The sequence below is a fragment of the Pseudomonas sp. V88_4 genome (genome assembly GCF_029967985.1).
GTDB lineage: Bacteria > Pseudomonadota > Gammaproteobacteria > Pseudomonadales > Pseudomonadaceae > Aquipseudomonas > Aquipseudomonas glycinae.
Genome location: NZ_JASCAF010000034.1, coordinates 382,296 through 407,043 on the forward strand (window position 1 = coordinate 382,296; position 24,748 = coordinate 407,043).

Genomic DNA, 24,748 nt, shown 5'->3' on the forward strand with positions numbered 1-24,748 from the left:
ATCCCTTTTTTGCTCAAGTCATCGTTTCAGCGGCTTCGGCCACCGATTGCCTGCTGGCGACATCGGTGGCTGCTTGCGCTTGTCGGACGGGTTGAGCCGGGGGATTTGAATCCATTACACGCACTACAGAACGCGGCGAACTTTCCTACATCGCCAGTAATGAAATCTTTCAGCTTCTGGAATGGAATAAGCTGTGTCGAGAGGCGTCTTTCCTACCACTACCGCGCTTGTGGCCCAGAGCATGTCCCTGTCATGAATACACTCGACGAGCAATTACGCGATCTGATCCCCAGATTGCGCCGCTTCGCGCTGTCGTTGACACGCAACAGCAGCAGCGCCGACGACCTGGTGCAAGCCAGCCTCGAGCGGGCGCTGTCGGGTTGGGGCGACAAACGCGCCGACGGCGATCTGCGGGCCTGGCTGTTTTCGATCCTGTACCGGCAATTCCTCGATGCGCATCGGCGTTCGCGGCGATATGCGCGGATGCTCGAATTCTTCACCGGCCGCGATGACGCCGAGCCTTCGGCAGAGCGCACGGTCATTGCCCAATCGACCTTGCAGGCCTTCGACCGACTGCCCACCGAACAGCGCGCCCTGCTGCTGATGGTGTCGGTGGAAGGCCTGACTTATAAGGAGGTCGCCGAGATTCTCGACGTCCCCACCGGCACCGTGATGTCGCGCCTGTCCCGTGCTCGCCAGGCCCTGCGCCAGCTCAGCGACGGGGAAATCAGCAGCCCTTCCTTGCGGATACTCAAATGATCAGTCTGCCCCCCAACGAACGTGACCTGCACGCCTACGTCGATCACCAGCTCAGCGAGGCCGACCGGCATGTGCTGGACACCTGGCTCGCCAGCCATCCCGACGAGGCGGCGCAGGTTCGCGCCTGGCAACAGGACGCCCAGCACCTGCGCGCCGCCCTCGGCGGTGCCCTGCAACAACCTGACAATCCGGATCTTGATCCGTCGCTGATCCGTCAGCGGCTCAAGCGCCAGTCGCGCCGCCAATGGGCCAGCGCGGCGGTGCTGCTGATTGCCGTCAGCCTTGGCGGTGTCGGAGGCTGGAAGGCCCGGGACATGACCGTGTTTCATCCCCCGGCACCGATGACGGATGCCTTGCAGGCGTACCGTTTGATCGCCCAGCAAGGGCTTCTGCCGGCGGACTACAAGGTCGATGGCGACGGCGATATCCAGCGCTGGCTCGACCGTTATTTCACTCAGGCCAATCGCCTGCCGGACCTGAGCCGGGCCGGATTTTCACCGGTCAGCGGCCGTTTGCTGAGCACTGATGAAGGCCCGGCGGCGATGGTGATGTATGAAGACCGGAGCGGGCACAAGGTCAGTTTCTATGTACGCCCACCGGGACCGAAAAATACCTTCCTGCCCCGGGGCAGCCGTCAGGACGGGGATCTGCTGGCCGAATACTGGTCCGGCAAGGGTTACAACTACGCGATGGTCAGCCCGGCCGATACCCCGGCGGCGAAAATGCTCAAGCAATCCTTGAGCTTCTAGCTGGTTCAAAACCCCACATCCAGCACCACATTGTCCAGATAGGTTCCGGCTGGCGGTGTGGTCTGGTCGGTGTAGATTTTCGCGTTGTAATTGAAGATCTGACTGCCGGTGCCCAGCCCGTTGCCGGGGTTGACCTCGGCATCGCTGCTGGCGCGGCGAGCCGTGCCGACACTGCCCCAACGGGTGGTGCCGGCACTTTTGAAAATGTCGTAGGCCAGATAGTTGCTGCCGGAAATCATCCGCCGTCGTCCGCCGACACTTAGTGCATTTTGCCCGTCGTTCAAACCCACCGTGTAGGCACTGCCCTTGGTGCAGGCGAGGTTGATGGTCTGCCCGGTCACCGGGGTGAATGCACTGACCACCGGCGCGCTGCCGAAAGCGATGTTCGGCGCAGTGATGGTGCAATCGTTGGCCACCGTCAGGTTGACCGTCAGCGTCGTCGTGCCGCTGTTGATGTCACGACCCAGGCACAGCCCGCCCGCACCGATACCCGAACAATAATTCCAGTTCCAGAAAATGCTCAAGGTCTCGGTATACACCCCCGCCGCCACATTGCTGCCGATGGTGGTACCGAAATAGAGCGGAACGGTCTTCGGCACCGTACCGCCCAGCAAGCCAAGGGCATCGATGATGCCATTGCGGGCGAAGTCATAGGCGGTGCCTCGCGTCAGCGGGTAACTGGTGCTGTTGTTGGCGTAGATCGTGTAACCGATCACGTCACCGCTGGGCCCGAGCAAACCGCTCTGGGTCGAAGTGACGGTGGCCCAGAAATGGTCATTGTTGGTCAACAGCGACAACAGCGAACCGGTGCAACTCAAGCCTCCATTCAGAGTGGAACTGGGTTGAGAGGTAGTGCGCACGGCGATCGAACTGATGTTCCCGAACCCGGCGGGTGTGGTGGTGACCACCGAACACAGCGCCTGCGCCAGCCCCGGCAGCAGCAACAACAGCCACAGAACAAGCCGCGCCCGAGTCATTGGCACACCAACGGGCCGATCAGCGGCACTTCGTCCTGCTGCAGGTCGACGCTGAAGTGCGCCTGGCAAGTCTTGCCGTCCGCGAGAGTCACCCGCAGCGAATTCTGCGCCTGAAGGTTTTCCAGATAGACCAGTCCGTCCCAGCCAACCACCGTCCGCGTGCCGCTCTGTTCGTGCAGCACACCACTGCCCAGCAGCAATTCCTTTTGCTGCGAATCCACCAGCACGATGCTCGCAGCGATCACCCGGCTCAGCGCAAACTCCAGCAGATAGCCACTGCCCCGGCGCACGGCAACACGCTGTTCGACGTTGGGACTGCGCACGTTGGCCGGCAGGTTCAACGAATCGATTTCGTACTTGCCCCGGTAATAGGCACTGCTCCACGGCACCAGCAAGTGGCCATTGCGGTCGGTCTGGCCGACCTGCTGGTTCTCGTAGCGCACCGGAATATCCGCGTAGCCGTCGGTGCTGACCACCACGAACGCATCATCGATGCGGTTGGCGGCGAACACTTGATCATCCATCCACACCAGCGAACCGCTGGCATCGGCCCAACGGGTTTCGGCGTCAGACGTCCCGTAGACGCCCGCCTGCAATTGCACCGATTGCAGGCGCCAGGTGACGTCAGCCTGGCGGTAATCGGCGCCGTCGCCATTGGCATAGCCGAGATTGAAGCCCACCCCGCCCTCGGACGGTACGGCGCGGCTGTAATTGACCCGTTGCTGCGTCTGTCCGGTCTTGCTGCGTTCGCTGCTGATGGCCAGGCTGCCGCGCAGGTCGAACGGAATCACCAGTTGCGCCTGCACTGCCCAGTTGCTGTTACCGATTTCGCGGTTGGCCGACAGGTAGAAACTGCTGTTGCGCCACAGCGGTTTGCTCCAGCTCAGATTGAGCAACCGCGTGCGAGTTTCGTCTGCCGCGCGAATATCGAAATAACCGACGCCGAGACTGCCCCAGCGCTCGAGGTTGAGGCTCAGGGTCGCCTGCTCGCTGCGCTTGCTGAGTGTGGTGTAAGGGCTGTCGACCACGGTCAGGTCGGCATAGCGATCGCGGCGTTGCAGGCGCTGATAGGAAAAGCTGTAGCGCTGGCCGCTGTATTGATAACCGAGGCTCAATTGCTGACCACCGTAGCCGTCGAAACGACTCTGGCTGAGCGCACTGTTGAGTACCCCGAAATTACCCAGACGCAAGTTGCCCCCCAGCCCTGCGAGGGTCAGGGAATCCGCCGCTTCGGCGTGACTTTCCAGAGTAAACATGTCACTGACGCCGTAGCGCAGACTGCCGGACGTCACGCCCGGACCGTAGCTGAAATCCTTCAAACCGTAATCCCGACGCAATGTACCGGCGGCCACCGAAAAATCGCTCAGGCCCTTTTGCAACAGGCTGCTGGTGACGTAGAACGGCACCGTGGTCGACACTTGCCGGCCCAGCGCATCTGTGGTCACTACCACCGCCTCGCCCGCGCCGTTGATGAACGGAATGTTGGTCAGGGTGTACGGCCCCGGTTGCAGGTCGGTGCTGCTGGACTTGTAGCCGTTGATGAACAGATCCACCGAGGATGGCACCGCCGCTTCCCCGGCGAATTGCGGCAGCGGATAGGTCACCAGATCCGGGCGTACCGCAAAATCCCGTGAGAACTGCACACCGCCCAGCCGCACCGAACTGCTCCAGGGCAAGGCGCCGCTGACCACGTCCCCGGCCTCGTAGGTCAGCATCCGTTCGTCATCGGAGTAACGCCAGGTGGTGTCGTAACGCAGATAACCGTTGTCCAGCGTGCTGACCGCATCCCCCGACAACGTGCGGCGATATTGCCCGGTGTTCGACAAAGTGCCCCAACTGTCGAACACCCGCACCTCGTTCCACGCCGCCAGATAGGTGCCGGCGTCGTCGGTGTCATTGAGATACAGGTCATAGTTGAACAACGCGCCGAAACTGCTCAGCGCCGGGGTGCGTGGATAAACCTCGCGGTTGCCGATGAACTGCTCCGGCAGCCAGTCCGGCGGCACGTCGAGCAGCAGGCGCTGGCTGCCGCTGTCGTAGTCGCTGTGCAGGCCCGGCAGGCCGTCGAGATCGACTTCGGCACTGGCCTCTTCCGGTAGCTTCATGCCGGTGTCGCGCAATACGCTGGCCGGCAGGAAAAGCCGCCCACCGCGTTGCTCCACCGCCACCACCCGACCGGTATTCATCTGGTTGACCACCAGTTCCAGAAACAACTGTGCATCGCTGACGGCCTCCATGCCGCTGGGGGGCGGCGGCAGTTCGCCGGCCCCGGATGGATGAACGAACATCAGGCACCACGCGCCGGTCATGAGCCACAACGGACGCTGAATACGGCGAGCCCATCCCGGACTCATTAGCGTGTTACGTCCGTCAATGGACTGATTCCTCCTGAAACCGCTGGCGTCGAAGCCTGGAAGCGTCGAGATCACTCGCGACGTCTATCGCGCCGGTGGAATGCTCTGCACCTGCGCCGCGCCATTGATCCGTCCCGCCAGCTCTCCCGTCACCGGCCCCGGTGCCGGCCAGCGCATCACTGCGCCGGGCAGCACGTAACCGAGCAGGCCTTCGGCCAAGGGTTTGCTTTGGCTGCCCTGCTTGATGGCCACATCGGTCAATCGCGCATGAACCGCGCCCTGATTACGCACTTCCACATAAGGACGGCCCTCCACCGCCACCGTCCGCCAGCTCAGTTGCGGCAGGCCGATACCTTTGGGGTCACGCTGACGGGCGCTGTCTTCCTTGCTCCACAGGCCCGCGCCATAGGCGAACAGCGGCACCGAGTAGCGCATCTGGAAGCGGATCGCCGCAGCGGTCTTGCCGTCTTGGGCAACGGGCGGCTGGGCCGAGGGGATTTCATCGATGATGATCCGGTACGCCAACTCCTGACCTGGCGGCACGTCTTTGGTGCGGGTCAGGCGCACCAGTTGCTTCTGACCCGGCTCGATCTTCGCCACCGGCGGACTGCCGATCACCTCGCGTTGATTGCGGTATTGCTCTTCGAAACCGCTCTGGCTCCAGCCGAACACGCGGATCTGCAGGTTGGCGGTTTCCGTGCCGCGATTTTCCAGCCACAGCGCACTCGCCTGTTGATCGGCCTCCAACACCGGATCGATTGGCCAGATCAGCACCGAACTGGCGGCCTGGGCCTTGAGCGTCCCGAACATGACCAGCGCCAGCACGGCGCAACACACGGACCAATAGCGTGACGTGAAAAACCCCATAAACCTGCTCCTTGTCATTTCACATCACCACGACAGCTGCACCTGCAACACATCGCTGTATGTCCCCCCGGGCTGATTGCCCGGCAATTGCACCTGTCCGTAGATCGGCAGACTGATGTTGTTCGCATCGCTGTAGGCCACCGCCACACTCTGACCGATGCCCAGGCTCTGGCTGTATGCCGCATCGCGAAACAGCGCATACGCCACCTTCGCGCTGCCTCCGCTGATCTGCATGCGTCGCCCGCCGCTGTTGTACTGGCCGCCATCGACCGTCATGTTCAGCGCCACCCCCGGCGTGCATTGCAGCGTGACACCACCGGTCAATGCGACCTGAACCGTGCCGGTGGCCAGCGCCGAACGCGAACCGAAATTCAGCCCGCCATAGTTCGATACGCCCCCCACCACCAGACAGCCCGGTGTAACTGTGGCACTGACCTGAAAGCTCTGGCTGGTCACCGCCGCCAACGGCAGCGGCAAGCTGCCCGCACACAACAGAAAGAGCACCGCACCGCCATGCCGAGCCATGGCGCTAGAACGTCAGTTCGACGGAAATCGTGTCGGTATACGTGCCCGCCGGCAGCCCGGCCTTGCCCACCGCCTGACCGTAGATGTTCACGGTCTGCGCCACACCGGTGCTGGCGGCGAGGTTGATCACCCCGTCGATGGCCAGCAACTGCGAGTGTCCGGCGTCGGTGTACAGGTCATACGGCACGTAGTTGGCGACCCCGTCATAAAGTGCGCGAGTACCTCCCGGCGAGAGCCCGTCATGGGCGCCGGCCCGAACCTTGACCGTTGGGGTGGTACCGGCCGAGCACAGGATCGACAGCGCCCCGCCCCCGCCGCCCAGCACCTGGCCGGTGGCCGTGGTGAACAGGCTGTTGGCGGTGCCGAAATTCAACGCACCGAAGTTCAGCCCGGTCGAACCGCCGGAACCGTTGACCTGGCAACTGCTGATCAGGATCAGGCTGGAGGTGATCTGGCCGGTGACCGTGGTGGCGGCATTGACGCTGGAAACGAGCGTCAGGCCGAGCAACGACAAACCTATCCTTGATGCAATCGTACGCATGGTGTCCGTCCTCTACGGGGTTACCAGTCGAGCGTCACCGTCAGGGTGTCGGTATAGACACCGGCCGGTACCGCACGGGTGTTCGCCACCACCGAGCCAAATACCGGGATGGGTATCTGTGCGCCGCTGGTGACAGCGAAATTGTGTTGTTGACCGATGCTGTAGCTCTGGCTGCCGGAGGCATCGAGAAACAGCTGATAGGGGAGCGTCTGGCGCCCGTTGCTCAGGCGGCGTGTGGTGCCGTCGCCGTGGGTGCCGCCGTCGATGGTCACGGTGAACCCGGTGACCGAAGGGTTGCAGGCGACATTCAGTTGGCCGCTGCCCGCTTCGCTGAGGCTGGCCTTGATCGGTGCGTTCCAGGTCGGGCCCTGCTGGCCAAAATCGAGAGAGCCCAGCCCATCCACCGGGCTGGCGGGGCTGGAGGCGTTGGTGACCTCGCAGCCGGCGATCAGCGTCAGTCGCGCAAGGATCTGCCCACTGACCGCCGCCGACGCGATCTCGGTGAACAACAGCAACGTGACTGTGGCGATTACTCGCCCGTGTCTGCCCATCATTGAGCCCCGACTCCTTCAGGATCACTCGACCATTGCGCTCGTCATTGAACGCCCTTCCCTGCGCCACCCGGTTCCACCGAATGGCGGAAAAACTCTGCGATCACCAAGTGACCGTCACCTTCACCAGATCCGAATACCGGCTGACGCGCGGCACCTCCGCCATACGCTCGATCCGCCCGTATAACGGCAAGTCCACCGTGCCGCTGTCCGGTACCCGGCCGCTGACGGGCACATCCACCACCAGCGGCACCCGCCGCGCAGGGTCCTGATACAGGCGATAAGGAATCGGCTTGCTGCCGGCCTCCCCCGCCATATAGCGCACCTCGCCAACGCCACCGTGCAGGCCGCCATCGACACGCAACTGGTACGGGGTGTCCGGGTTGCATTCCAGGCGTGGCAGGCGCGAATTCGTCAGCGCCGCACCGAGAGGCCCTTCCGGGTCGCCGAGCCGCGCCGTGGTGCCGAAATCGAGCACACCCAGTTGCTCGATACCAGCCTCGCGTTGCTGGCCGATCAACTGGCAACCGCGCTGCACATCGACCCGCACCTCGACCTGAAGGTCGGCGGCGTGGACCGGCGCCGCGAGCCCGCCCAGCAATGCCCAGACCATCCCTGCATTCACTGCCCGTTCCTTGATGGCGGCAGCCTCGCTGCCGTTACAGTGTTTCAGGTTAGCAACGGACACCGAATGCGCCAGTCGATTGGATCCAGTCACCGGCCGGGATTTGTTTCGAAAGGTTGGCAACACGTCGATTCATATTGTTGAAAAAACCTGTACACGCCGCAGATTACTGTGCGGAAAAACGATAAAGCGCAGTGGAAGCAAAACTACCCGTCTGGTTACACTACGCCGCCGCGCTCGCGAGGAGCCGGCCCGATGATGACGGAGTGACCGCAGTGCCTGCCCGACCGCCCGAACGTTCGCGTCTGACTCAGCGCTGGTCAGCCTTGCGCCACTTCTTCGGCAAACGCTCCAACAGGGCTGCGGGCCAGTGCGCCGCCAGCGCGCAAACGATCCGCGACTACTTCCGGCAAAAGGCCCACGGCCAAGGCTACACCCTCAGCCACAGCCAGCAACGGGTCATCGACTGCATGGCAAAGCAGGCCGGTCTGTTGTTCGGCACGCCTGCGCAAACCCCACGCAGCCTCTATCTGTACGGGGCAGTCGGGCGCGGCAAGAGCTGGCTGCTGGACGGATTCTTCCAGGCGTTGCCGATCGAGCAAAAGCGCCGTCTGCACTTCCATGGATTCTTCGCCCGGTTGCATCAGGGCATGTTCGAGCACCGCGACCGCGACGACGCGCTCGCTGTCACACTTGACGCGCTGCTGATGGACTGTCGAGTGCTGTGTTTCGATGAATTCCACGTGCATGACATCGGCGATGCGATGCTCATCACCCGCTTGTTCAAGGCCTTGTTCAAACGCGGAATCCTGTTGCTGGTGACCTCCAACTATCCGCCCGAAGGCTTGTTGCCCAACCCGCTCTACCACGCGCGGTTCAAACCGGTGATCGACCTGATCAATGCGCGCATGCAGGTCATGGAAGTCGGCGGGCCGCACGATTACCGCAGCCAGGCGCGCCGTCACGCGCATCAGGTGTTCACCCAGGGCCATTACGTCTGGCCGGCCACCCCGGCGCAGCGCCAGGCCTTGAACCTGCCGCCACTCGACGCCACACCGTTGCCTTTAGCGGTTGGCAGCCGGCATTTGCAGGCGCGCCTGTGCGAAGACCGGCGTGTCGGTTTCACTTTCAACGACCTCTGCGAACAGCCCACCGCCGTGATGGATTATCTGGAACTGTGCCGGCGTTTCGACCACTGGATCATCGATGGCCTGCCGGAGCTGGGCGAATGTTCGATCGCCGCCCAGCAACGGTTCATCAACCTGATCGACGTGCTCTACGACCAGGACAAACACCTGACCCTGCTCGGCCAACTCCCGTTGCGTGAAAGCCTCGGCGGCCAGGCGATCGATCTGGCCCGCACCCGCAGCCGGCTCGGGCAATTGCGCGAAGTGCACGAGCCGGGCTGATTTGCCGTTATCATGCCGCCCATTTCCGGCGCTCGGGCGCCTTCCAGATAGCGACCCTTTTCATGCACACCCTTGCTCAACTGCGCGCCGGCGAACTGTCGGGCATCACCCGGCTCGATCTGGCTGAAGGCCTGACTGAATTTCCGCCGGAGATTTTCAACCTGGCCGATTCGCTGGAAGTGCTCAACCTCAGCGGCAATGCCCTGAGCAGCCTGCCGGACGACTTGCACCGTCTGACACACCTGCGCGTGCTGTTCTGCTCGGACAATCAGTTCACCCAATTGCCGGCGTGCCTGGGCCAGTGTCAGGCGCTGACGATGATCGGTTTCAAGGCCAACCGGATCACCCAGGTGCCCGGCGCGGCGCTGCCGCCGCAGTTGCGCTGGCTGATCCTGACCGACAACGCCATCGAAAACCTGCCCACAGAACTGGGTGAGCGCCCGTTGCTGCAAAAACTCATGCTCGCCGGCAATCGGCTGCGCGCCCTGCCGCAATCACTGAGCCAGTGCCATCGGCTGGAACTGATCCGCATTGCCGCCAACCAGCTCACTGAATTGCCACAATGGCTGCTGACCCTGCCGAGCCTGACCTGGCTGGCCTACGCCGGCAATCCGCTGGAAACCGAAGCCGATGCGGCCGCCCTCGACAAAGCGCCACTGATCGACTGGTCGGCGCTGCAACTGGAGCAACGGCTGGGCGAAGGCGCTTCCGGGGTCATTTACCGGGCACAGTGGCAGCCCGCGAATCAGCCGGCCACGTCCGTGGCAGTCAAGTTGTACAAGGGCGAAATGACCAGCGACGGCTCGCCGCTGCATGAAATGAACGCGTGCATCACCGCCGGGCTGCACCCGAACCTGATCCGCGTCGAAGGCCGCATCGACCAGCATCCCGATGGCCAGCAAGGTCTGGTGATGCAGTTGATCGATCCGAGCTACCGCAACCTGGCCGGGCTGCCGAGTCTGGCGTCCTGCTCACGGGATGTGTATGCCGACGATTGCCGGTTCAGTGCCGAGGTTGCCCTGCGTATCGCTCGCGGCATCGCCTCGATCGCCGGGCATCTGCACGGTCACGGCATCACCCATGGCGATCTCTACGGGCACAACATTCTGTTGAACGATCAGGGCGACTGTCTGCTGGGGGATTTTGGTGCGGCGTCATTCCATGCCACGGCGGATACACCTGAAACCCGCGCACTACAGCGTCTTGAAGTGCGGGCATTCGGGATTCTGCTGGGGGAACTGCTGGCGCGCATCGACTCGGGGTTGAGTGATGGACAGCGTCAGGTGCTGGAGGCTCTGGAACAGCGCTGCTGTCAGCCGGATGTGCTGGCGCGACCAGGGTTTGGCGAGATCAGCCAGGCGTTGCAACACGCCTGAAAAAAAATCGCAGCCCGAGGGCTGCGATTTTCTGGTGTGTCAGCCGGCCAGACCGACGAACATGTCCTGCACGTCGTCATGGTTGTCCAGGCCTTCGAGGAACGCCTCGACTTCAGCCATCTGCTCGTCGCTCAGACCGCTGACCGGGTTCTTCGGCTGGTAGCCCAGTTTGGCCGACAGCACGGTGAAGCCTTGTTCCGGCAGGGCTTTCTGCACGGCATCAAGGTCGGTCGGATCGGTCAGGAACAGGGTCGCTCCCTCTTCGCCAGCCTCGAAATCCTGGGCGCCGGCTTCGATCGCGGCCATTTCAGGATCGGCGTCCGGGGTATCCGGCGACGCTTCGATCATGCCGACATGGTTGAAGTCCCAGGCAACCGAACCGGAAGCACCCAACTGGCCCTTGCGGAACGCCACGCGGATTTCCGCCACGGTGCGGTTGATGTTGTCGGTCACGCACTCGACGATCAGCGGCACCTGATGCGGTGCGAAACCTTCGTAAGTCACGCGATGGTACTGAACGGTTTCGCCCAGCAGGCCTGCGCCTTTCTTGATGGCGCGGTCCAGGGTTTCCTTGGGCATCGAGGCTTTCTTGGCCTGTTCGACCACCAGACGCAGGTGTGCGTTGGTCGCGGTATCGGCGCCGTTACGCGCAGCAATGGTGATTTCCTTCACCAGTTTGCCGAAGATCTTGCCCTTGGCGTTGGCTGCCGCTTCTTTGTGTTTAACCTTCCACTGTGCGCCCATTACTCACTCTCTTGATCTGTGGCGCCGAGACATCTATTGGCCGACGCATGGCGCCAAGTTTATACGGCCTAAAGTCGGCAATCGACCAAAAATTCCGATGCGCATCGACATCTTCTACACGCCTTGTAGGGCGATTCTGAAAAACCGGTTTGCCACGTCCAATCAACGTCGCGTTTTCGTAACCTCTGTCGCCCGTATTGCCTGACAGAGCCCGCCCGAATGCTCAATGACAAGGAAAGTCCGTTTTCGCTGACCCTGGCCGATGGCGGGATAAGCCTGCCGGTCCTGCGCTTCAGCGGTCATGAAGCGCTGAATCAGCCCTACCGGTTTGACATCGAGGTCATGGGCCTGGCGCCCGCCTGGTCACCCGGCGCTCTGCTGCACCAGGCAGCGTTTCTGCACCTGGATAACGATCACGGAATTCATGGTGTCATTCAAAGTGCCAGTTGCGAACACCGCGCCACACACCGGATCGCCTACCAACTGGTACTGATGCCGCGTCTGCAAGCGCTGGAGCAGCGTCCCGTACGCCGGGTCTTCACGCAATTGAGCGTACCGGCCATCCTTGAGCAACTGCTGTGCGAACATCACCTGCCTGGCGACAGCTACCGGATCGAGATGACCGTCGGCCACTATCCGCCGCGCCCGTTCTGTATTCAGTACGATGAGACCGATCTGAACTTCTTGCAGCGGCTTTGCGAAGAGGAAGGCATCCACTACCACTTCGAACATCAGCCGGACGGCCATGTGGTGGTGTTCGCCGATGACAGCCTGAGCCTGCCGCAACAACCGACGACCCTTCCTTTCAACACGCAGAACGATGGACCCTGCACCGGCCTCAGCAGTCTGTTTCAACGCCATGAGGCGGTGCTGCCGCAGATGCCCGCAGGCGCGCGTGAGCGAGGGCAATTGATCGAAGGCCAGGAGGCCGCCAATCACACACTGAAAAATGCCGCCACAACTGGATTTCTGCCGACGGCACAACGTCACGCCGTTCAGCGCAGTCGTCGTCTGCTGGAGCGCCAACGTTGCCGCGCACGTTCGATTCAGGGCCGCAGCGATTGTCTGCGACTGCTCAGCGGGCGTCTGTTGCACGTCATGGATCACCCGGTAAGCACCTTCAACGAACAGTGGCTGATCACAAGTTTGCGTCATCAGGGCCAGCAACCGTCGATTCTCGATCCATTGCCGACGGTCCGTCGCTACCACAACGATTTCACCGCGCTGCCCTGGTCGACCCCGTTTCGCCCACCACTGGAACAACCGCGCCCTAGCATTCCAGGCTATCACCCGGCGCAAGTGCTCGGCATCCCGGGACAAGCGGCGCAAGTGGACGATCAGGGGCGGATTGCCGTCCGGTTATGGCCCGACCAGCCTCAAGCCGACACCAGCGAAGGGCTGTGGTTGCCGGTGGTCATGCCCCATGCCGGCGGCCGCTTGCCTCGGGAAAATCTTCCCTGCGCCGGCAGCGAGGTCTGGGTGAGTTTTCTCGACAGCGATCCCGACCGACCGATCCTCTGCCTCGACGCTTGTCGGCTCCGCCCGGTACCGCCGACAGAAACCGAACCCGACGACGACCTCCTGCTCGACTGGTTGCTCAACCGTTCCGCCCCGCCAAGCTGACGCTCAAGCCTTGTCGGCCTTGCCCGCTGCCGCCGCGAATTTAGCCAGACGCACGTCAAGGTGCCGGGGCCGCCGACCGTGATCCTCGGCGCGCTCCTTGCGGCGAATGGCGTTGCGCACCATCAGCGAGCCGAGGTAGCGGATCGGCTCCGGCGGAAAGTATCCCAGTGGCCCGTTGACCAGCGGCGATCGCGTCCACGGGTTGTCGAGGCCCTGCACCAGCGAGGCGAGAATCTGCCCGCCCATGTGGCAGGGTCCGACGCCGCTGCCGGAATAACCGAAACCGTAGAACACGTTGCCGCTGGCACTCATCTGGCCGAAAAACGGCAGGCCGGTGACCGAGCGATCCGAAGGGCCGTTCCACGTTGCATCGACTTTCACATCCGCGAATGCCGGGAAGAAATCGTTGAGACTGCGCTTGAGCAATCCGGTATAGGGCGAGGGCTGGTCGAACACCGGCAGCATCCGCCCGCCGTAAGCGAAGGTGTTGCCGCCCTTGCCGAGCATGATCCGGCCGTCCGGGGTGTTGTGGTAGTAGTGCACGAAAATCCGCGAATCAAGCACGGTCACACCGCTGGTCAGACCGATTTCCTGCAACAGATCCGGACGCGGTTCGGTGATCAGCATGTCGCTGGAGACAATCGCCACGCTGCGTTCGAACTGCGGGAAAGCGCGGGCCATCCACGCATTCATCGCCAGCACCACGCGGTCGGCGGTCACCCGGCCGCTCGCCGTGTGAAGGCGCGCCGGACGGCCCTCCTCCAGCCCGGTCATCGCCGTGCTTTCGTGAATGCGCACGCCCAACTGCAACGCCACCCGGCGCAAGCCACGCACCAATTTGCCCGGCTGCACACTGGCGGCGGTCGGCGAGAACCAGCCCTTCCAGGGTGAAATACTTCGCCGACCACGACAGCGCACAACCGCCATTGCGCCCACTGGCGCCGGCACCGCAGAGGTCGGCTTCGATCAGCAATACATCGAGTTCCGGGTTCTGCTGCTTGAGCATGATCGCCGTCCACAACCCGGTGTAACCGCCGCCGACGATGCACACGTCGGTGCGCACATCGCCTTGCAGCGGCGGAGTGGGGATTGGTGTGGGCGTGGTGTCGGCGGCGGAGTTTGGTGCGGACTCACGGGTCTGCGCGCTGCCGATCACTGATTGCACCCGGCGCTTGACCGAAACGCTGGTGTGCCTGCGCGAGCAGAGTTCGCGGCGGGTGGTGGCGACGTTTCTCGAGATGGTGCGCGAGGGTCTTGTGTAGTCAGTTCCGGCCTCAATCGCTGGCAAGCCAGCTCCCACAGTGTCAGAGGCGTTAACAAAATCTGTGCATACCGCAAAACCTGTGGGAGCTGCGGTGCGACGATTCGGCTTGCCAGCGATTGAGGCGCCGCGGTTTATCAGACCGGGGCCAACCCGAAAAACGCCTGAATCAACCGCAACTCCCGCCGCCGCTCCACGCACCCGATCATGTGCCGGTTCACCAGCCCTTCTCCCGCAATGGGAATCGCGACGACGCGAGGATCGTGGCTGACCTCCACCGATGACACCACGCCAACCCCCAACTCAGCCGCCACCGCCTCCGTCACCGCCTCGCGGCTATCCAGTTCCAGCAACACCCGTGGGCTGACCGACGCCTGCGCACAGGCCTGATCAAAGGTGCGCCGGGTAATCGAATTCGGCTCGCGCAACACCATGATCACCTGATCCAGCTCCTTGAGCCTGACCTCACCGCTGCGAGCCGCCCACGGATGCCCCGCCGGCACCAGCGCGCAGATTCGCGATTCATTCAACGCTTGCAGATGCAGCCCTTTGCGCGGTTCGACTTCGGTCAGCACCGCCACGTCAGCATGCTCGGACAACAACGCCGCCAAGGTTTCCTGGGCATTGCCCAACCGCAGATTCACGGTGATCCCCGGATAGCGCGCCCGCAGGCTGGCGAGCATCGGCATGACCATGTGCGGACCGTCCGCCGCCACCTCAAGGCGTCCGGTCAGCAATTGCCGATTGGCCTCGAGCAGCGCCTGCGCCTCTTCCGCCATGCCGAACATCGCCCGGGTGATCGCTGCCAGTCTGGTGCCCTCCTCGGTCAGCTCGACCCGGCGCGCCGTGCGTCGTAACAGCGTGATCTGGTAATGCTCCTCCAGCGCCTTGATGTGCCCGGTGACCGCCGGCTGGCTGATGAACAGGCGTGCGGCGGCACGGGTAAAGCTGCCTTCCCGGGCTACGGCGTCGAAGGCGCGGAGCTGGAACAGGTTCATGAATAACCCTCACTGATGGCTGGCATAACAACAAACAATTTGATTGATGATCCGCCGAATTGCAACGTAGGCCCCGTAGCTTCATCCCACAGCGCTATCGCGAGGACACACGAATGAGTACTGCCGCGCCCATCCTGCTCACTCCCGGCCCGTTGACCACCTCAACCCGCACCCGCCAGGCGATGATGGTCGACTGGGGGTCATGGGATGACCGCTTCAACCAACTGACCGCCAGCCTGTGCGAGCAACTGCTGGCCATCCTCAACGGCGCCGACAGCCATCACTGCGTACCGTTGCAGGGCAGCGGCACCTTTGCCGTCGAAGCCGCGATCGGTACCCTCGTCCCCCGTGACGGCAAGGTGCTGGTGCTGATTAACGGCGCCTACGGCAAGCGTCTGGCAAAAATCTGCGAAGTGCTCGGCCGCTCGTTCAGCACCTTCGAAACCGCTGAAGACGAACCGACCACCGCCGCCGACGTTGACCGGCTGCTGCGCGCCGACAGCGACATTTCCCACGTCGCGCTGATCCACTGCGAAACCAGCACCGGCATTCTCAATCCGCTGCCGGAGATCGCCCAGGTCGTCGAGCGACACGGCAAACGCTTGATCATTGATGCCATGAGCTCGTTCGGCGCGTTGCCGGTGGATGCGCAAAAAGTCCCGTTCGACGCGCTGATTGCCGCCTCCGGCAAATGCCTGGAAGGTGTACCGGGCATGGGCTTCGTGTTCGCCCGCAAGGAATCTCTGGCCGCAGGCGCCGGCAATTCGCATTCGCTGGCGATGGACCTGTTCGACCAGCACAGCTACATGAAGAAGACCGGTCAATGGCGCTTCACCCCGCCGACCCACGTGGTCGCCGCGCTGCATGAAGCGCTGCTGCAATACAACGAAGAAGGCGGCCTGCCGGCGCGACATGCGCGCTACACCGCCAACTGCCAGGCGCTGATGGAAGAGATGGGCAAGCTCGGCTTGCGCAGCTTCCTGCCTGCTGCGATTCAGGCGCCGATCATCGCGACCTTCCACGCACCGAAAGATCCGCGCTACCAGTTCAAGGACTTCTACGAACGGGTCAAGGCCAAGGGTTACATCCTCTACCCCGGCAAGCTGACCCAGGTTGAAACCTTCCGCGTCGGTTGCATCGGCCACGTCACCCCGGCGCAGATGCGCGAAGCCGTCGCAGCGGTGGGTGAAGTGCTGCGCGAGATGGAAGTGTTAGAGATTTAAACCACACCTCAAATCCCCTGTGGGAGCGGGCTTGCCCGCGATGAGGCCCTGGCAGGCGACATCCATGGTGAATGTCAGACCGCCATCGCGGGCAAGCCCGCTCCCACAGGGACAGCGAACTCCGAATTGCGTGTTATCACAGGAATTTTTGCCATGAACTACAACAACCCAACTCAGCTGCAAGCCGCCATCCTCGACTGGGCCGGCACCGTGGTCGACTTCGGTTCCTTTGCACCGACCCAGATCTTCGTCGAAGCCTTCGCCGAGTTCGATGTCCAGGTCTCCATCGAAGAAGCCCGTGGCCCGATGGGCATGGGCAAGTGGGATCACATCCGCACCCTGTGCAATCAGCCGCAGGTTGCCGAGCGCTATCGCAAGGCATTCGGCCGCACTCCGACTGACGATGACGTGACCGCGATCTACAACCGCTTCATGCCGCTGCAGATCGAGAAAATCGCCGAGCACTCGGCGCTGATTCCCGGTGCATTGGAGACCATCGCCAACCTGCGTCAGCAAGGGATCAAGATCGGTTCCTGCTCCGGTTATCCGAAGCAAGTGATGGACAAGGTCGTGGCACTGGCCGCCACCAATGGCTACGTCGCCGACCACGTCGTGGCCACCGACGAAGTGCCGAACGGTCGTCCATGGCCGGCGCAGGCGCTGGCCAACGTGATTGCGCTGGGCATCGACGATGTCGCCGCCTGCGTGAAGATCGACGACACCGTGCCGGGCATTCTTGAAGGCCGTCGTGCCGGGATGTGGACCGTGGCGCTGATCTGTTCCGGCAACGCGCTGGGTCTGGATTACGAGGGCTACCGCGCATTGGGCAGCGACGCGCTGGCCAGCGAACGCGAGCGCATTCACGCGCTGTTCGAAGGCTCGCGCCCGCACTACATGATCGACACCATCAGCGATCTGCCGGAAGTGATCGCTGACATCAACCGGCGCCTGACCAAAGGGGAAATGCCGCAAAACAACTAACCTGACAAAAAAGGCCACCAGCCGATAAAAGCTGGCGGCCTTTTATTTATAAATTACAGACTTTTTAAGAGACAACTTTCAACCCACAGTCATTACAACCGGATTACTCAGAAACCAAGTTACCCTGCGCATCAAAACCGAGCCCGTCCGGATACTTCACCGAACCATCTGCCAGTTGTTCGGTTCCGTCAGCCCAGACGATGCGTCCATCGGGATACTCGATTGTATTGTCTGGCCACACAATACGTCCGTCGGGGTGTTCAACCCTGCCGTCTATATGCTGAATGATCCCGTCCGGACGCGTCACTGCCGTCTGTTGCGCATTTACCAGACTTCCGTCGGCCAACGACGTGGAGCCATCCGGATGACGGCTGTTTCCAATCGCATTCAGCAAATTGATCAACGCCACAGGATCCACATTGATATTGAGCGTAGGCCACGGCATTGGCGGCCTGGCGACGGCGACTGGCTTGGTCGGCGCCACAGGAGGCTTGTTAGCTGGCGAAACAGGCCTGGTGGAAGAAGCAGGTTTTACCGGTGGTTTGACCGGAGGCACAGCTGGTTTGACTGGCGGTACGGCAGGTTTCACTGGAGGCTTTACCGGCTGCACAGGTGGCTTGACGGGCGGAACGGATGGCTTGCTCGCCGGCTTGGGAGGTTGCGTAACCGCAGGCCGCGGTTTTGGTCTGGATACAGGCGCCTTAGCCATTGCTTTTTTGACAATACAGCCATGTTTATTATTAAGAAGAACATTAAAAGCCATTGCTGAATCCTTTTTCCAGTACAGCATCCTTGAACGACGCTATTGGTTTATTTATCGAGCCGAACTTTAATTATCGACTGCGCCCAACAATAACCACATGGCTTCACGCACTCAAACTTTCGCAAATACAAAATATAAACAATGCCTTGTTACAGCCACCCCGTCAGCGCAGGGATCATGTCACTGCAATGCCAATGATGTGCATCAATAAAAAACCGGATCGTGGAGGAAGAATGACCTTAATACGATTACAGTTAAGGCATGCCGTCACAGAACGGCACGCTTGAGCCCTGAACCGTGAGGAACGCCGTATGCCGTGGACAAATTCCGAATCCCGTTACAGCACCGTGTCGATCCTGTTGCACTGGCTGATGCTGGTGCTGTTGGTGCTGGTGTACGCCAGCATGGAATTGCGTGGTCTGTTTCCCAAGGGCAGCGGCGGCCGCACGCTGATCCGCGAAGTGCATTACATGCTTGGGCTGACGGTATTCGTGCTGGTCTGGTTTCGCCTGTTCGCCCGCAGCCTGGGCCCGGCGCCGAAAATCTTCCCGGCCTCGCCACCGTGGCAAACCATCCTCGCACGCTTGATGCACTGGGCCTTGTACCTGTTCATGATCAGCATGCCGATCCTCGGCTGGCTGATCACCAGCGCCGAGGGCCATCAGGTGATGTTCTACGGTTTCGACCTGCCGTTGCTGGTGAGTGAAGACAAGGCCTTTGCCAAACAGGTTGAACATTGGCACGTACTGATCAGCACGATTGGCTACTGGCTGATCGGTCTGCATGCACTGGCGGGGATCTATCACCATTACGTGGTGCGCGATAACACGTTGCTGCGGATGATGCCCAAGCGCAGCCAGGGTTAGCCGTCGAATCCGCGCCGGCCCTGCAAGCCGCCGGTATGGACGAAGATCAAGCGTGAACCCCGGGCAAAGCGGCTCGCCTCGATCTGTTGCTTGAGCGCCAGCAAGGCCTTGCCGGTGTACAGCGGCTCGAGGGGAATGCCGCTGGCCTGTTCGGTTTGCAAAATGAATTCAAGCAGCGCCGGATCGACCTTGGCGAAGCCGCCGCGGCTGGCGTCGATCAACTCATACCCTCCGGTTTCGCCGACAATCGCCTCGACATTGGCCGCGACGCCGTGATCGTCGGGCACGGCCATTGCGCCGTACACCGCATGTTGTCCGGCCTCGGCCAACACCAATCCCGCAAGCGTGGTGCCAGTGCCGCAGGCCAGCCACCAACCGTGATAGTCGTCCCAGCCGAACTTGCCGAGTTGTTCACTGACTTGATCCCTCAGCGCCGCGCAACCCTGCGCACCCGGCAGACCACCGCCCCCTTCGGGCACCGGATGCAGCGTCGGATATTGCTCTCGCCAAGGCTGCCAGAACCCCGGCTCGTGCCGCGCCCGATAACCGCCGTAACCGAGCCAGTGCAGTTGCATGCCGAAGTCGTGCAGATCCCTGACCGTCGGCGTGTCCTGCGGATGCCCGCGCAACAGCCCGACCGTCGTGAATCCCAGGCGTTTGCCCGCAGCCGCCAATGCATGCAGATGATTGGAATGCGCACCGCCCAGGCTGATGATGCCTTCGGCACCCGCGCGGTCGGCGGCTTTCAGGTGTTCGACGAGTTTGAACCACTTGTTGCCGCTGATCAGCGGATCAATCAAGTCCAGGCGCAGGATCGCGACTTCAATGCCGGCGGCGGTGAGCCAGTCCAGATGAAGCGGTTCGAGGGGGGCTTGAGGTAGCCAGTCGGTGGGAGGCAGAAACATGAAGGCCGGCTCTGTGCAAAGAGCCGGCATTCTAGGGTGGATCAGAGCTCGGCGGCCAGACGCGAACCCTGATTGATCGCACGTTTGGCATCCAGTTCGGCCGCCACATCGGCGCCGCCGATCAGGTGCACGTTCTGCCCGGCTGCCACCAGACCGTCGTGCAACTCACGCAGCGGATCCTGGCCGGCGCAGATGACGATGTTGTCCACCGGCAGCACTTGCGGCTCGCCGGTTTCACCGATGCGGATGTGCAGGCCTTCGTCATCGATCTTCAGGTACTCGACGCTGTTGAGCATCTGCACCTGCTTGTTCTTCAGACCGGTGCGGTGAATCCAGCCGGTGGTCTTGCCCAGGCCATCGCCGACCTTGGATTTCTTGCGTTGCAGCAGGAACACGTCGCGCGCCGGTGCGTGCGGTTCAGCCTTGATCCCGGCAACGCCACCACGGGCTTCAAGGTTTGTGTCGATGCCCCACTCTTTCCAGAACGCGGCGCGATCCTGACTGGTGGCCACGCCTTCATGGACAAGGAATTCCGACACGTCGAAACCGATACCGCCGGCGCCGATCACCGCCACACGCTTGCCGACCGGTTTGCGCTCAAGCAGCACATCCAGATAGCTCAGCACTTTGGCGTTGTCGACACCCGGAATCGCCGGCAGACGCGGCGCAATGCCGGTCGCGAGGATGACTTCGTCGTAACCGCCCTCGACCAGTTTCGCCACGTCAACGCGGGTGTTCAGACACACCTCAACGTTGGTGGTCTGCAACTTGCGTTTGAAGTAACGCAGGGTTTCGTAGAACTCTTCTTTGCCCGGCACTCGCTTGGCGACGTTGAACTGGCCACCGATCTCGCTCGCCGAATCGAACAAGGTCACCTGATGCCCGCGCTCGGCGGCCACGGTGGCGGCGGACAGGCCGGCAGGACCGGCACCGACCACGGCGATTTTCTTGATCTGCTTGACCGGCAGGTAATTGAGCTCGGTTTCGTGGCAGGCACGCGGGTTGACCAGGCAGCTGGTGAGCTTGCCGCCAAAGGTGTGATCGAGGCAGGCCTGGTTGCAGCCGATGCAGGTGTTGATTTCGTCGGCGCGGCCTTCGGCGGCCTTGTTGACGAAGTCCGGGTCGGCGAGGAACGGTCGCGCCATCGAGACCATGTCGGCATCGCCTTCGGCGAGAATCTGCTCGGCGACTTCCGGGGTGTTGATGCGGTTGGTGGTGATCAGCGGAATCTTCACCGAACCGCGCAGCTTGGCCGTGACCTTGCTGAACGCGGCACGCGGCACTTTGGTGGCGATGGTCGGGATCCGAGCTTCGTGCCAGCCGATGCCGGTGTTGATGAGGGTCGCGCCGGCCTGCTCGATGGCTTTGGCCAGGGTGACGATTTCTTCCCAGGTGCTGCCACCTTCCACCAGATCGAGCATCGACAGACGGAAGATGATGATGAAGTTCGGGCCCACCGCTTCACGCACCCGGCGAACGATTTCCACCGGCAGGCGCATGCGGTTTTCGTAGCTGCCACCCCAACGGTCGGTGCGGTGGTTGGTGTGAGCCGCGAGGAACTGGTTAATGAAATAACCTTCCGAGCCCATGATTTCCACGCCGTCGTACTCGGCGGTCTGGGCCAGTACCGAGCAGGTGACGAAATCGCGGATCTGCTTCTCGATGCCTTCCTCGTCCAGCTCTTTGGGCTTGAACGGGTTGATCGGCGCCTGAATGGCGCTCGGCGCGACCTGTTTCGGACTGTAGGCATAACGGCCGGCGTGGAGGATCTGCATGCAGATCTTGCCGCCCGCCTCGTGCACGGCGCGCGTGACGATGCGGTGTTTGAGCGCTTCTTCCTCGGTGGTCAGCTTGGCCGCGCCGGAATACACACCGCCCTCGTCATTCGGACCGATACCGCCGGTGACCATCAGGCCAACGCCGCCACGGGCACGCTCGGCGAAATACGCCGCCATGCGTTCGAAACCGCCCGGTTTCTCTTCAAGGCCAGTGTGCATCGAGCCCATGAGGGTGCGGTTGCGCAACGTGGTGAATCCCAGGTCCAGCGGGGCCAACAGGTGCGGGTATTGAGTGGCGGTCATCGTTAACTCCACAGCGAGCGATCACGGAAAATGCGGGAGCTCTGCGTCCCCCGTCAGTCATGCTCGACAGATTAGGAGTCGCCTCGCTGTCACTCAATGACCGTAACTGACAAGTTATTGATCCAAATGCGCAGCACCCCTTGGCAAGCCGGGGCTGGCGCCCTACCCTGTCCGCACACCCTGCACCCGGTTGTTGTTGGATTTCATGCGCAAACTTCTGTACCTGACTTTTTCCATGGCGCTCATCGCCGCACTCACCTTCTACGCCATGTGGGCGGCTGACCGTCCGGCCGGTCATTACCTGTCGGACCTGCGGATCAAACTCGCGGTCGATCAGGGCACGCCCGCCGACCGTGGCAACCTGCTGGGCATCCAGCCCGAGCTGTTCCCCACCGACTACCAAAGCCCCGAACGCCTGCACCGCAAGCTCGCCGCCTATTTGCAGCAGGCGCAGGATCAGGGGCTGTTGAATGAAAAAACCGTGGTCATCCTGCCGGAGCATGTCGGCACCTGGCTGATGATCAGCGGCGAAAAAGACGAGCTGTACCAGGCCGCCACCCTCGCCGAAGCGATGAACTGGCTGGCAGCGAGCAACCCGGTGCAGTTTGCTCGCGCCTGGCTCACCGCCAAGGGCAACAGCCGTCTGGATGACGCGCACCTGCGCATGAAGTCCCGGGACATGGCCAAGGACTATCAGGCGCTGTTCGGTGGTTTGGCCAAGGAGTTCCACGTCACTCTGGTGGCCGGCACGATCGTGTTACCCGAACCGAACATCACCGACGGCCGGCTCAAGGCCGGCAGTGGCGCGCTGTACAACAGCACGGTGGTGTTCGGTCGCGACGGTGCCCCGCTCGGCCAGCCGCAGCGGCAGATGCGTCCGGTCTTCGATCAGGATGACTCCGGCACCCGCGAAGCTTCGCGGATCAATGTGATCGACACCCCGGCCGGACGCCTCGGCGTGTTGATCGGCAACGACAGCTGGTACCCGGACAACTACCGCAAACTCGACGAGCAAGGCGCGCAGCTGATCGCGGTGCCCGCGTTTGTCGTCGGTCATGGCGTGTGGGATCAACCCTGGAAGGGTTACAAAGGCTCGAGCGTGCCGGACTCGGTCAGCCTGAAACCAGGAGCAGTCAGTGTAGGCCAAGCCTGGCACCAACTGACCCTGACCGCGCAACCGCCGGCCAGCAAGGCGCAGGCCGGTATGAGTGTGTTTCTGCGCGGGCAGTTCTGGGACAAGCCGAGCGCCGGGCAAAGTTTCCTCAGTAGCAACGGCCAGCAATTCGCCGACAGCGAAGCCCGCGGCGCGCGCCTGTTGAACCTCTGGTTGTAACCCGTGAAGCCGCTGCCGATGCGTCTCGGGGATCTGTCGGTGGGCTTCGTCCACAGCCTGGCCGATGCCGTGCGCAGCCATGAGATCGATCCCCTTCCCTTGCTCGAACAGTACGGCCTGGATGCCGCCCGGCTGGCCGAAGCCGGGGCGCGCCTGTCGATCCCGCGCTACATGCGCCTGGGACATGGCGCGATCCAGCTGACTGGCGATCCGGCATTGGGTTTGCGCATGGGCCAACTCAGTCGCTTGAGTCAGGCGGGGCTGGCCGGTGTGACTGCCGCGCAGGCCCCGACCGTGCGCGAAGCCGCCCGCTGCCTGACGCGCTTCGAACCCTTGTACGGCTCCAATTATCGCGGCCAGTCGAGTTTCCACGAGGATGCCAGCGGTGCGTGGCTGCGGTTCTATTCCATCAGCCCGTACAACGCCTACAACCGCTTTGTGGTGGATTCGATCATCGCTGGCTGGCTGCATCAGCTGTCCAGCATCAGCCCCGAACCGTTGCGCGCTGAACGGATCGAGATCGAATTTGACACCCCGGATTATCGCGACGCTTATGCGGTGCTCGGTGAATGCCCGATCCAGTTTGGCGCCGAACACAATCAACTGCGTCTGAGCCTCACCGACCTGGCCCAACGCAACCCGGAGCATTGCCCCAGCACCTGGAAACATTTGCTCGGCTTGTGTGAACGGGAACTGGAACAACTGACCCGCACCCGCAGCCTGCGTGAACGCATCACGCAATTGCTCGGGCCGTTGCTCAATGGTGGCCGGGAACCGGACCTGGAAGAAGTGGCGGCACGTTTGAAGCTGCCGACCTGGACGTTACGCCGAAAGCTGGCCGAAGAAGGCACGCAGTTTCGCGCGATCCTCAATGACACCCGCCGTGATCTGGCGATGACCTACATACGCGACACCGAACTGGCATTCGGTGAAATCGCCTACCTGCTGGGCTTTGCCTCGGCCGAAGCTTTCCAGCGCGCCTTCAAGCGCTGGAACGGCCAGACACCGGGCGAATTTCGCCGCAGTCACCGCAAGACAGGCTGACGCCTCACAGCTCGGTAGCGTCTTCCGCAGGCTCTGGTGAATCCAGCTCAAAGGCCTGGAATTCCAGCAGTTCTTCTTGATAGTCATCCATTGCGTAATCCCCCTGACGCTTGCTTGAAATGGCCTGGAACAAATGACCAGCGCCTCGAGCATAAAGTGCCCGTGTGAAGGAAAAATGAAACACGGCCTTCAT

The 24,748-nt window shown here is 62.2% G+C and carries 24 protein-coding genes and 2 pseudogenes; 12 read left to right on the forward strand and 14 right to left on the reverse strand.

Translation table 11 applies throughout. The features are described from left to right. The first annotated feature begins 252 nt into the window (after window positions 1-252). On the forward strand, window positions 253-759 hold the full coding sequence (locus QLG12_RS13290) for a sigma-70 family RNA polymerase sigma factor (RefSeq protein ID WP_236194335.1): 507 nt from the start codon (window positions 253-255) through the stop codon (window positions 757-759). After that, a complete protein-coding gene (locus QLG12_RS13295; RefSeq protein WP_282474669.1) occupies window positions 756-1,508 on the forward strand; it encodes an anti-sigma factor in 753 nt (250 codons plus the stop codon). Before QLG12_RS13290 ends, QLG12_RS13295 begins: the two co-directional genes overlap by 4 nt. A gap of 5 nt (window positions 1,509-1,513) precedes the next feature. Here QLG12_RS13295 and QLG12_RS13300 read toward each other — a convergent pair whose 3' ends face one another. From QLG12_RS13300 to QLG12_RS13330, 7 genes are all read right to left on the reverse strand, one after another. Further along, complete coding sequence (locus QLG12_RS13300) at window positions 1,514-2,485, reverse strand: spore coat U domain-containing protein (protein ID WP_282474670.1); 972 nt, start codon at window positions 2,483-2,485, stop codon at window positions 1,514-1,516. Continuing rightward, on the reverse strand, window positions 2,482-4,839 hold the full coding sequence (locus tag QLG12_RS13305; protein WP_282474671.1) for a fimbria/pilus outer membrane usher protein: 2,358 nt from the start codon (window positions 4,837-4,839) through the stop codon (window positions 2,482-2,484). The genes QLG12_RS13300 and QLG12_RS13305 overlap by 4 nt, the downstream gene beginning before the upstream one ends. Window positions 4,840-4,923: 84 nt before the next feature. Then, window positions 4,924-5,706 carry a molecular chaperone gene (locus QLG12_RS13310; protein ID WP_197867401.1) on the reverse strand — a complete coding sequence of 261 codons (783 nt, stop codon included), beginning with the start codon at window positions 5,704-5,706 and terminating at the stop codon, window positions 4,924-4,926. Between the two features lie 24 nt (window positions 5,707-5,730). After that, window positions 5,731-6,231, reverse strand: coding sequence for a spore coat U domain-containing protein (locus QLG12_RS13315; protein WP_011335016.1), 501 nt, complete (start codon window positions 6,229-6,231; stop codon window positions 5,731-5,733). Window positions 6,232-6,235: 4 nt separating this feature from the next. Beyond that, window positions 6,236-6,772, reverse strand: a complete 537-nt coding sequence (locus QLG12_RS13320) for a spore coat protein U domain-containing protein (protein WP_197867400.1) — start codon at window positions 6,770-6,772, stop codon at window positions 6,236-6,238. A 20-nt stretch (window positions 6,773-6,792) separates the two neighbouring features. Next, window positions 6,793-7,326 carry a spore coat U domain-containing protein gene (locus QLG12_RS13325; protein ID WP_197867399.1) on the reverse strand — a complete coding sequence of 178 codons (534 nt, stop codon included), beginning with the start codon at window positions 7,324-7,326 and terminating at the stop codon, window positions 6,793-6,795. 100 nt (window positions 7,327-7,426) lie between these two features. Next, window positions 7,427-7,936, reverse strand: a complete 510-nt coding sequence (locus tag QLG12_RS13330; protein WP_197867758.1) for a spore coat U domain-containing protein — start codon at window positions 7,934-7,936, stop codon at window positions 7,427-7,429. 287 nt (window positions 7,937-8,223) lie between these two features. On the opposite strand from QLG12_RS13330, the gene zapE reads away from it, so the two are divergent. Both zapE and QLG12_RS13340 read left to right on the forward strand, forming a co-directional pair. After that, the gene (zapE, locus tag QLG12_RS13335) at window positions 8,224-9,357 is read left to right on the forward strand and encodes a cell division protein ZapE (protein ID WP_197867398.1); all 1,134 of its coding nucleotides are present in this window, start codon (window positions 8,224-8,226) and stop codon (window positions 9,355-9,357) included. Between the two features lie 62 nt (window positions 9,358-9,419). Further along, entirely contained in the window at window positions 9,420-10,733 is a 1,314-nt protein-coding gene (locus tag QLG12_RS13340; RefSeq protein WP_282474672.1) for a leucine-rich repeat-containing protein kinase family protein, read from the forward strand. A 39-nt stretch (window positions 10,734-10,772) separates the two neighbouring features. Here the strand turns inward: QLG12_RS13340 and QLG12_RS13345 are convergent, their stop codons facing one another. Beyond that, window positions 10,773-11,477, reverse strand: a complete 705-nt coding sequence (locus tag QLG12_RS13345; RefSeq protein ID WP_011335021.1) for a YebC/PmpR family DNA-binding transcriptional regulator — start codon at window positions 11,475-11,477, stop codon at window positions 10,773-10,775. A gap of 219 nt (window positions 11,478-11,696) precedes the next feature. Here QLG12_RS13345 and tssI point away from each other — a divergent pair, with 219 nt between their 5' ends. After that, on the forward strand, window positions 11,697-13,100 hold the full coding sequence (gene tssI, locus QLG12_RS13350) for a type VI secretion system tip protein TssI/VgrG (RefSeq protein ID WP_282474673.1): 1,404 nt from the start codon (window positions 11,697-11,699) through the stop codon (window positions 13,098-13,100). Window positions 13,101-13,103: 3 nt separating this feature from the next. Here the strand turns inward: tssI and QLG12_RS13355 are convergent. Continuing rightward, window positions 13,104-14,190 (reverse strand): annotated as a pseudogene (locus QLG12_RS13355) (FAD-dependent oxidoreductase). Here QLG12_RS13355 and QLG12_RS13360 point away from each other — a divergent pair. Further along, window positions 14,186-14,362, forward strand: a pseudogene (locus QLG12_RS13360) (LysR family transcriptional regulator); the annotation flags it as partial. The pseudogenes QLG12_RS13355 and QLG12_RS13360 overlap by 5 nt on opposite strands. 136 nt (window positions 14,363-14,498) lie before the next feature. On the opposite strand, the gene QLG12_RS13365 reads toward QLG12_RS13360, so the two are convergent. Then, a complete protein-coding gene (locus QLG12_RS13365; protein WP_282474674.1) occupies window positions 14,499-15,359 on the reverse strand; it encodes a LysR substrate-binding domain-containing protein in 861 nt (286 codons plus the stop codon). Between the two features lie 113 nt (window positions 15,360-15,472). Here QLG12_RS13365 and QLG12_RS13370 point away from each other — a divergent pair, with 113 nt between their 5' ends. Together QLG12_RS13370 and phnX are read left to right on the forward strand one after the other, a co-directional pair. After that, a complete protein-coding gene (locus tag QLG12_RS13370) occupies window positions 15,473-16,582 on the forward strand; it encodes a 2-aminoethylphosphonate--pyruvate transaminase (protein ID WP_282474675.1) in 1,110 nt (369 codons plus the stop codon). Window positions 16,583-16,735: 153 nt separating this feature from the next. Further along, window positions 16,736-17,563: a phosphonoacetaldehyde hydrolase gene (phnX, locus tag QLG12_RS13375; RefSeq protein ID WP_282474676.1), complete on the forward strand. Its 828-nt coding sequence runs from the start codon at window positions 16,736-16,738 to the stop codon at window positions 17,561-17,563. Between the two features lie 103 nt (window positions 17,564-17,666). On the opposite strand, the gene QLG12_RS13380 is transcribed toward phnX, so the two are convergent. Then, on the reverse strand, window positions 17,667-17,972 hold the full coding sequence (locus QLG12_RS13380; protein ID WP_197867392.1) for a hypothetical protein: 306 nt from the start codon (window positions 17,970-17,972) through the stop codon (window positions 17,667-17,669). Between the two features lie 16 nt (window positions 17,973-17,988). Between QLG12_RS13380 and QLG12_RS13385 the strand changes: the two genes are divergently transcribed. Then, a complete protein-coding gene (locus QLG12_RS13385; RefSeq protein WP_282474677.1) occupies window positions 17,989-18,396 on the forward strand; it encodes a hypothetical protein in 408 nt (135 codons plus the stop codon). 241 nt (window positions 18,397-18,637) lie between these two features. Further along, complete coding sequence (locus QLG12_RS13390) at window positions 18,638-19,192, forward strand: cytochrome b (protein WP_197867390.1); 555 nt, start codon at window positions 18,638-18,640, stop codon at window positions 19,190-19,192. Here the strand turns inward: QLG12_RS13390 and QLG12_RS13395 are convergent. Both QLG12_RS13395 and QLG12_RS13400 read right to left on the reverse strand, forming a co-directional pair. Then, complete coding sequence (locus tag QLG12_RS13395; RefSeq protein ID WP_282474678.1) at window positions 19,189-20,097, reverse strand: 1-aminocyclopropane-1-carboxylate deaminase; 909 nt, start codon at window positions 20,095-20,097, stop codon at window positions 19,189-19,191. The genes QLG12_RS13390 and QLG12_RS13395 overlap by 4 nt on opposite strands. A 41-nt stretch (window positions 20,098-20,138) precedes the next feature. Further along, a complete protein-coding gene (locus QLG12_RS13400) occupies window positions 20,139-22,178 on the reverse strand; it encodes an NADPH-dependent 2,4-dienoyl-CoA reductase (protein WP_282474679.1) in 2,040 nt (679 codons plus the stop codon). Window positions 22,179-22,383: 205 nt separating this feature from the next. Here QLG12_RS13400 and QLG12_RS13405 point away from each other — a divergent pair, with 205 nt between their 5' ends. After that, on the forward strand, window positions 22,384-23,511 hold the full coding sequence (locus tag QLG12_RS13405; protein WP_282474680.1) for a nitrilase-related carbon-nitrogen hydrolase: 1,128 nt from the start codon (window positions 22,384-22,386) through the stop codon (window positions 23,509-23,511). Between the two features lie 3 nt (window positions 23,512-23,514). After that, on the forward strand, window positions 23,515-24,555 hold the full coding sequence (locus QLG12_RS13410) for an AraC family transcriptional regulator (RefSeq protein WP_197867386.1): 1,041 nt from the start codon (window positions 23,515-23,517) through the stop codon (window positions 24,553-24,555). A gap of 4 nt (window positions 24,556-24,559) precedes the next feature. Here the strand turns inward: QLG12_RS13410 and QLG12_RS13415 are convergent, their stop codons facing one another. Continuing rightward, the gene (locus QLG12_RS13415; RefSeq protein WP_139831576.1) at window positions 24,560-24,748 is read right to left on the reverse strand and encodes a hypothetical protein; all 189 of its coding nucleotides are present in this window, start codon (window positions 24,746-24,748) and stop codon (window positions 24,560-24,562) included.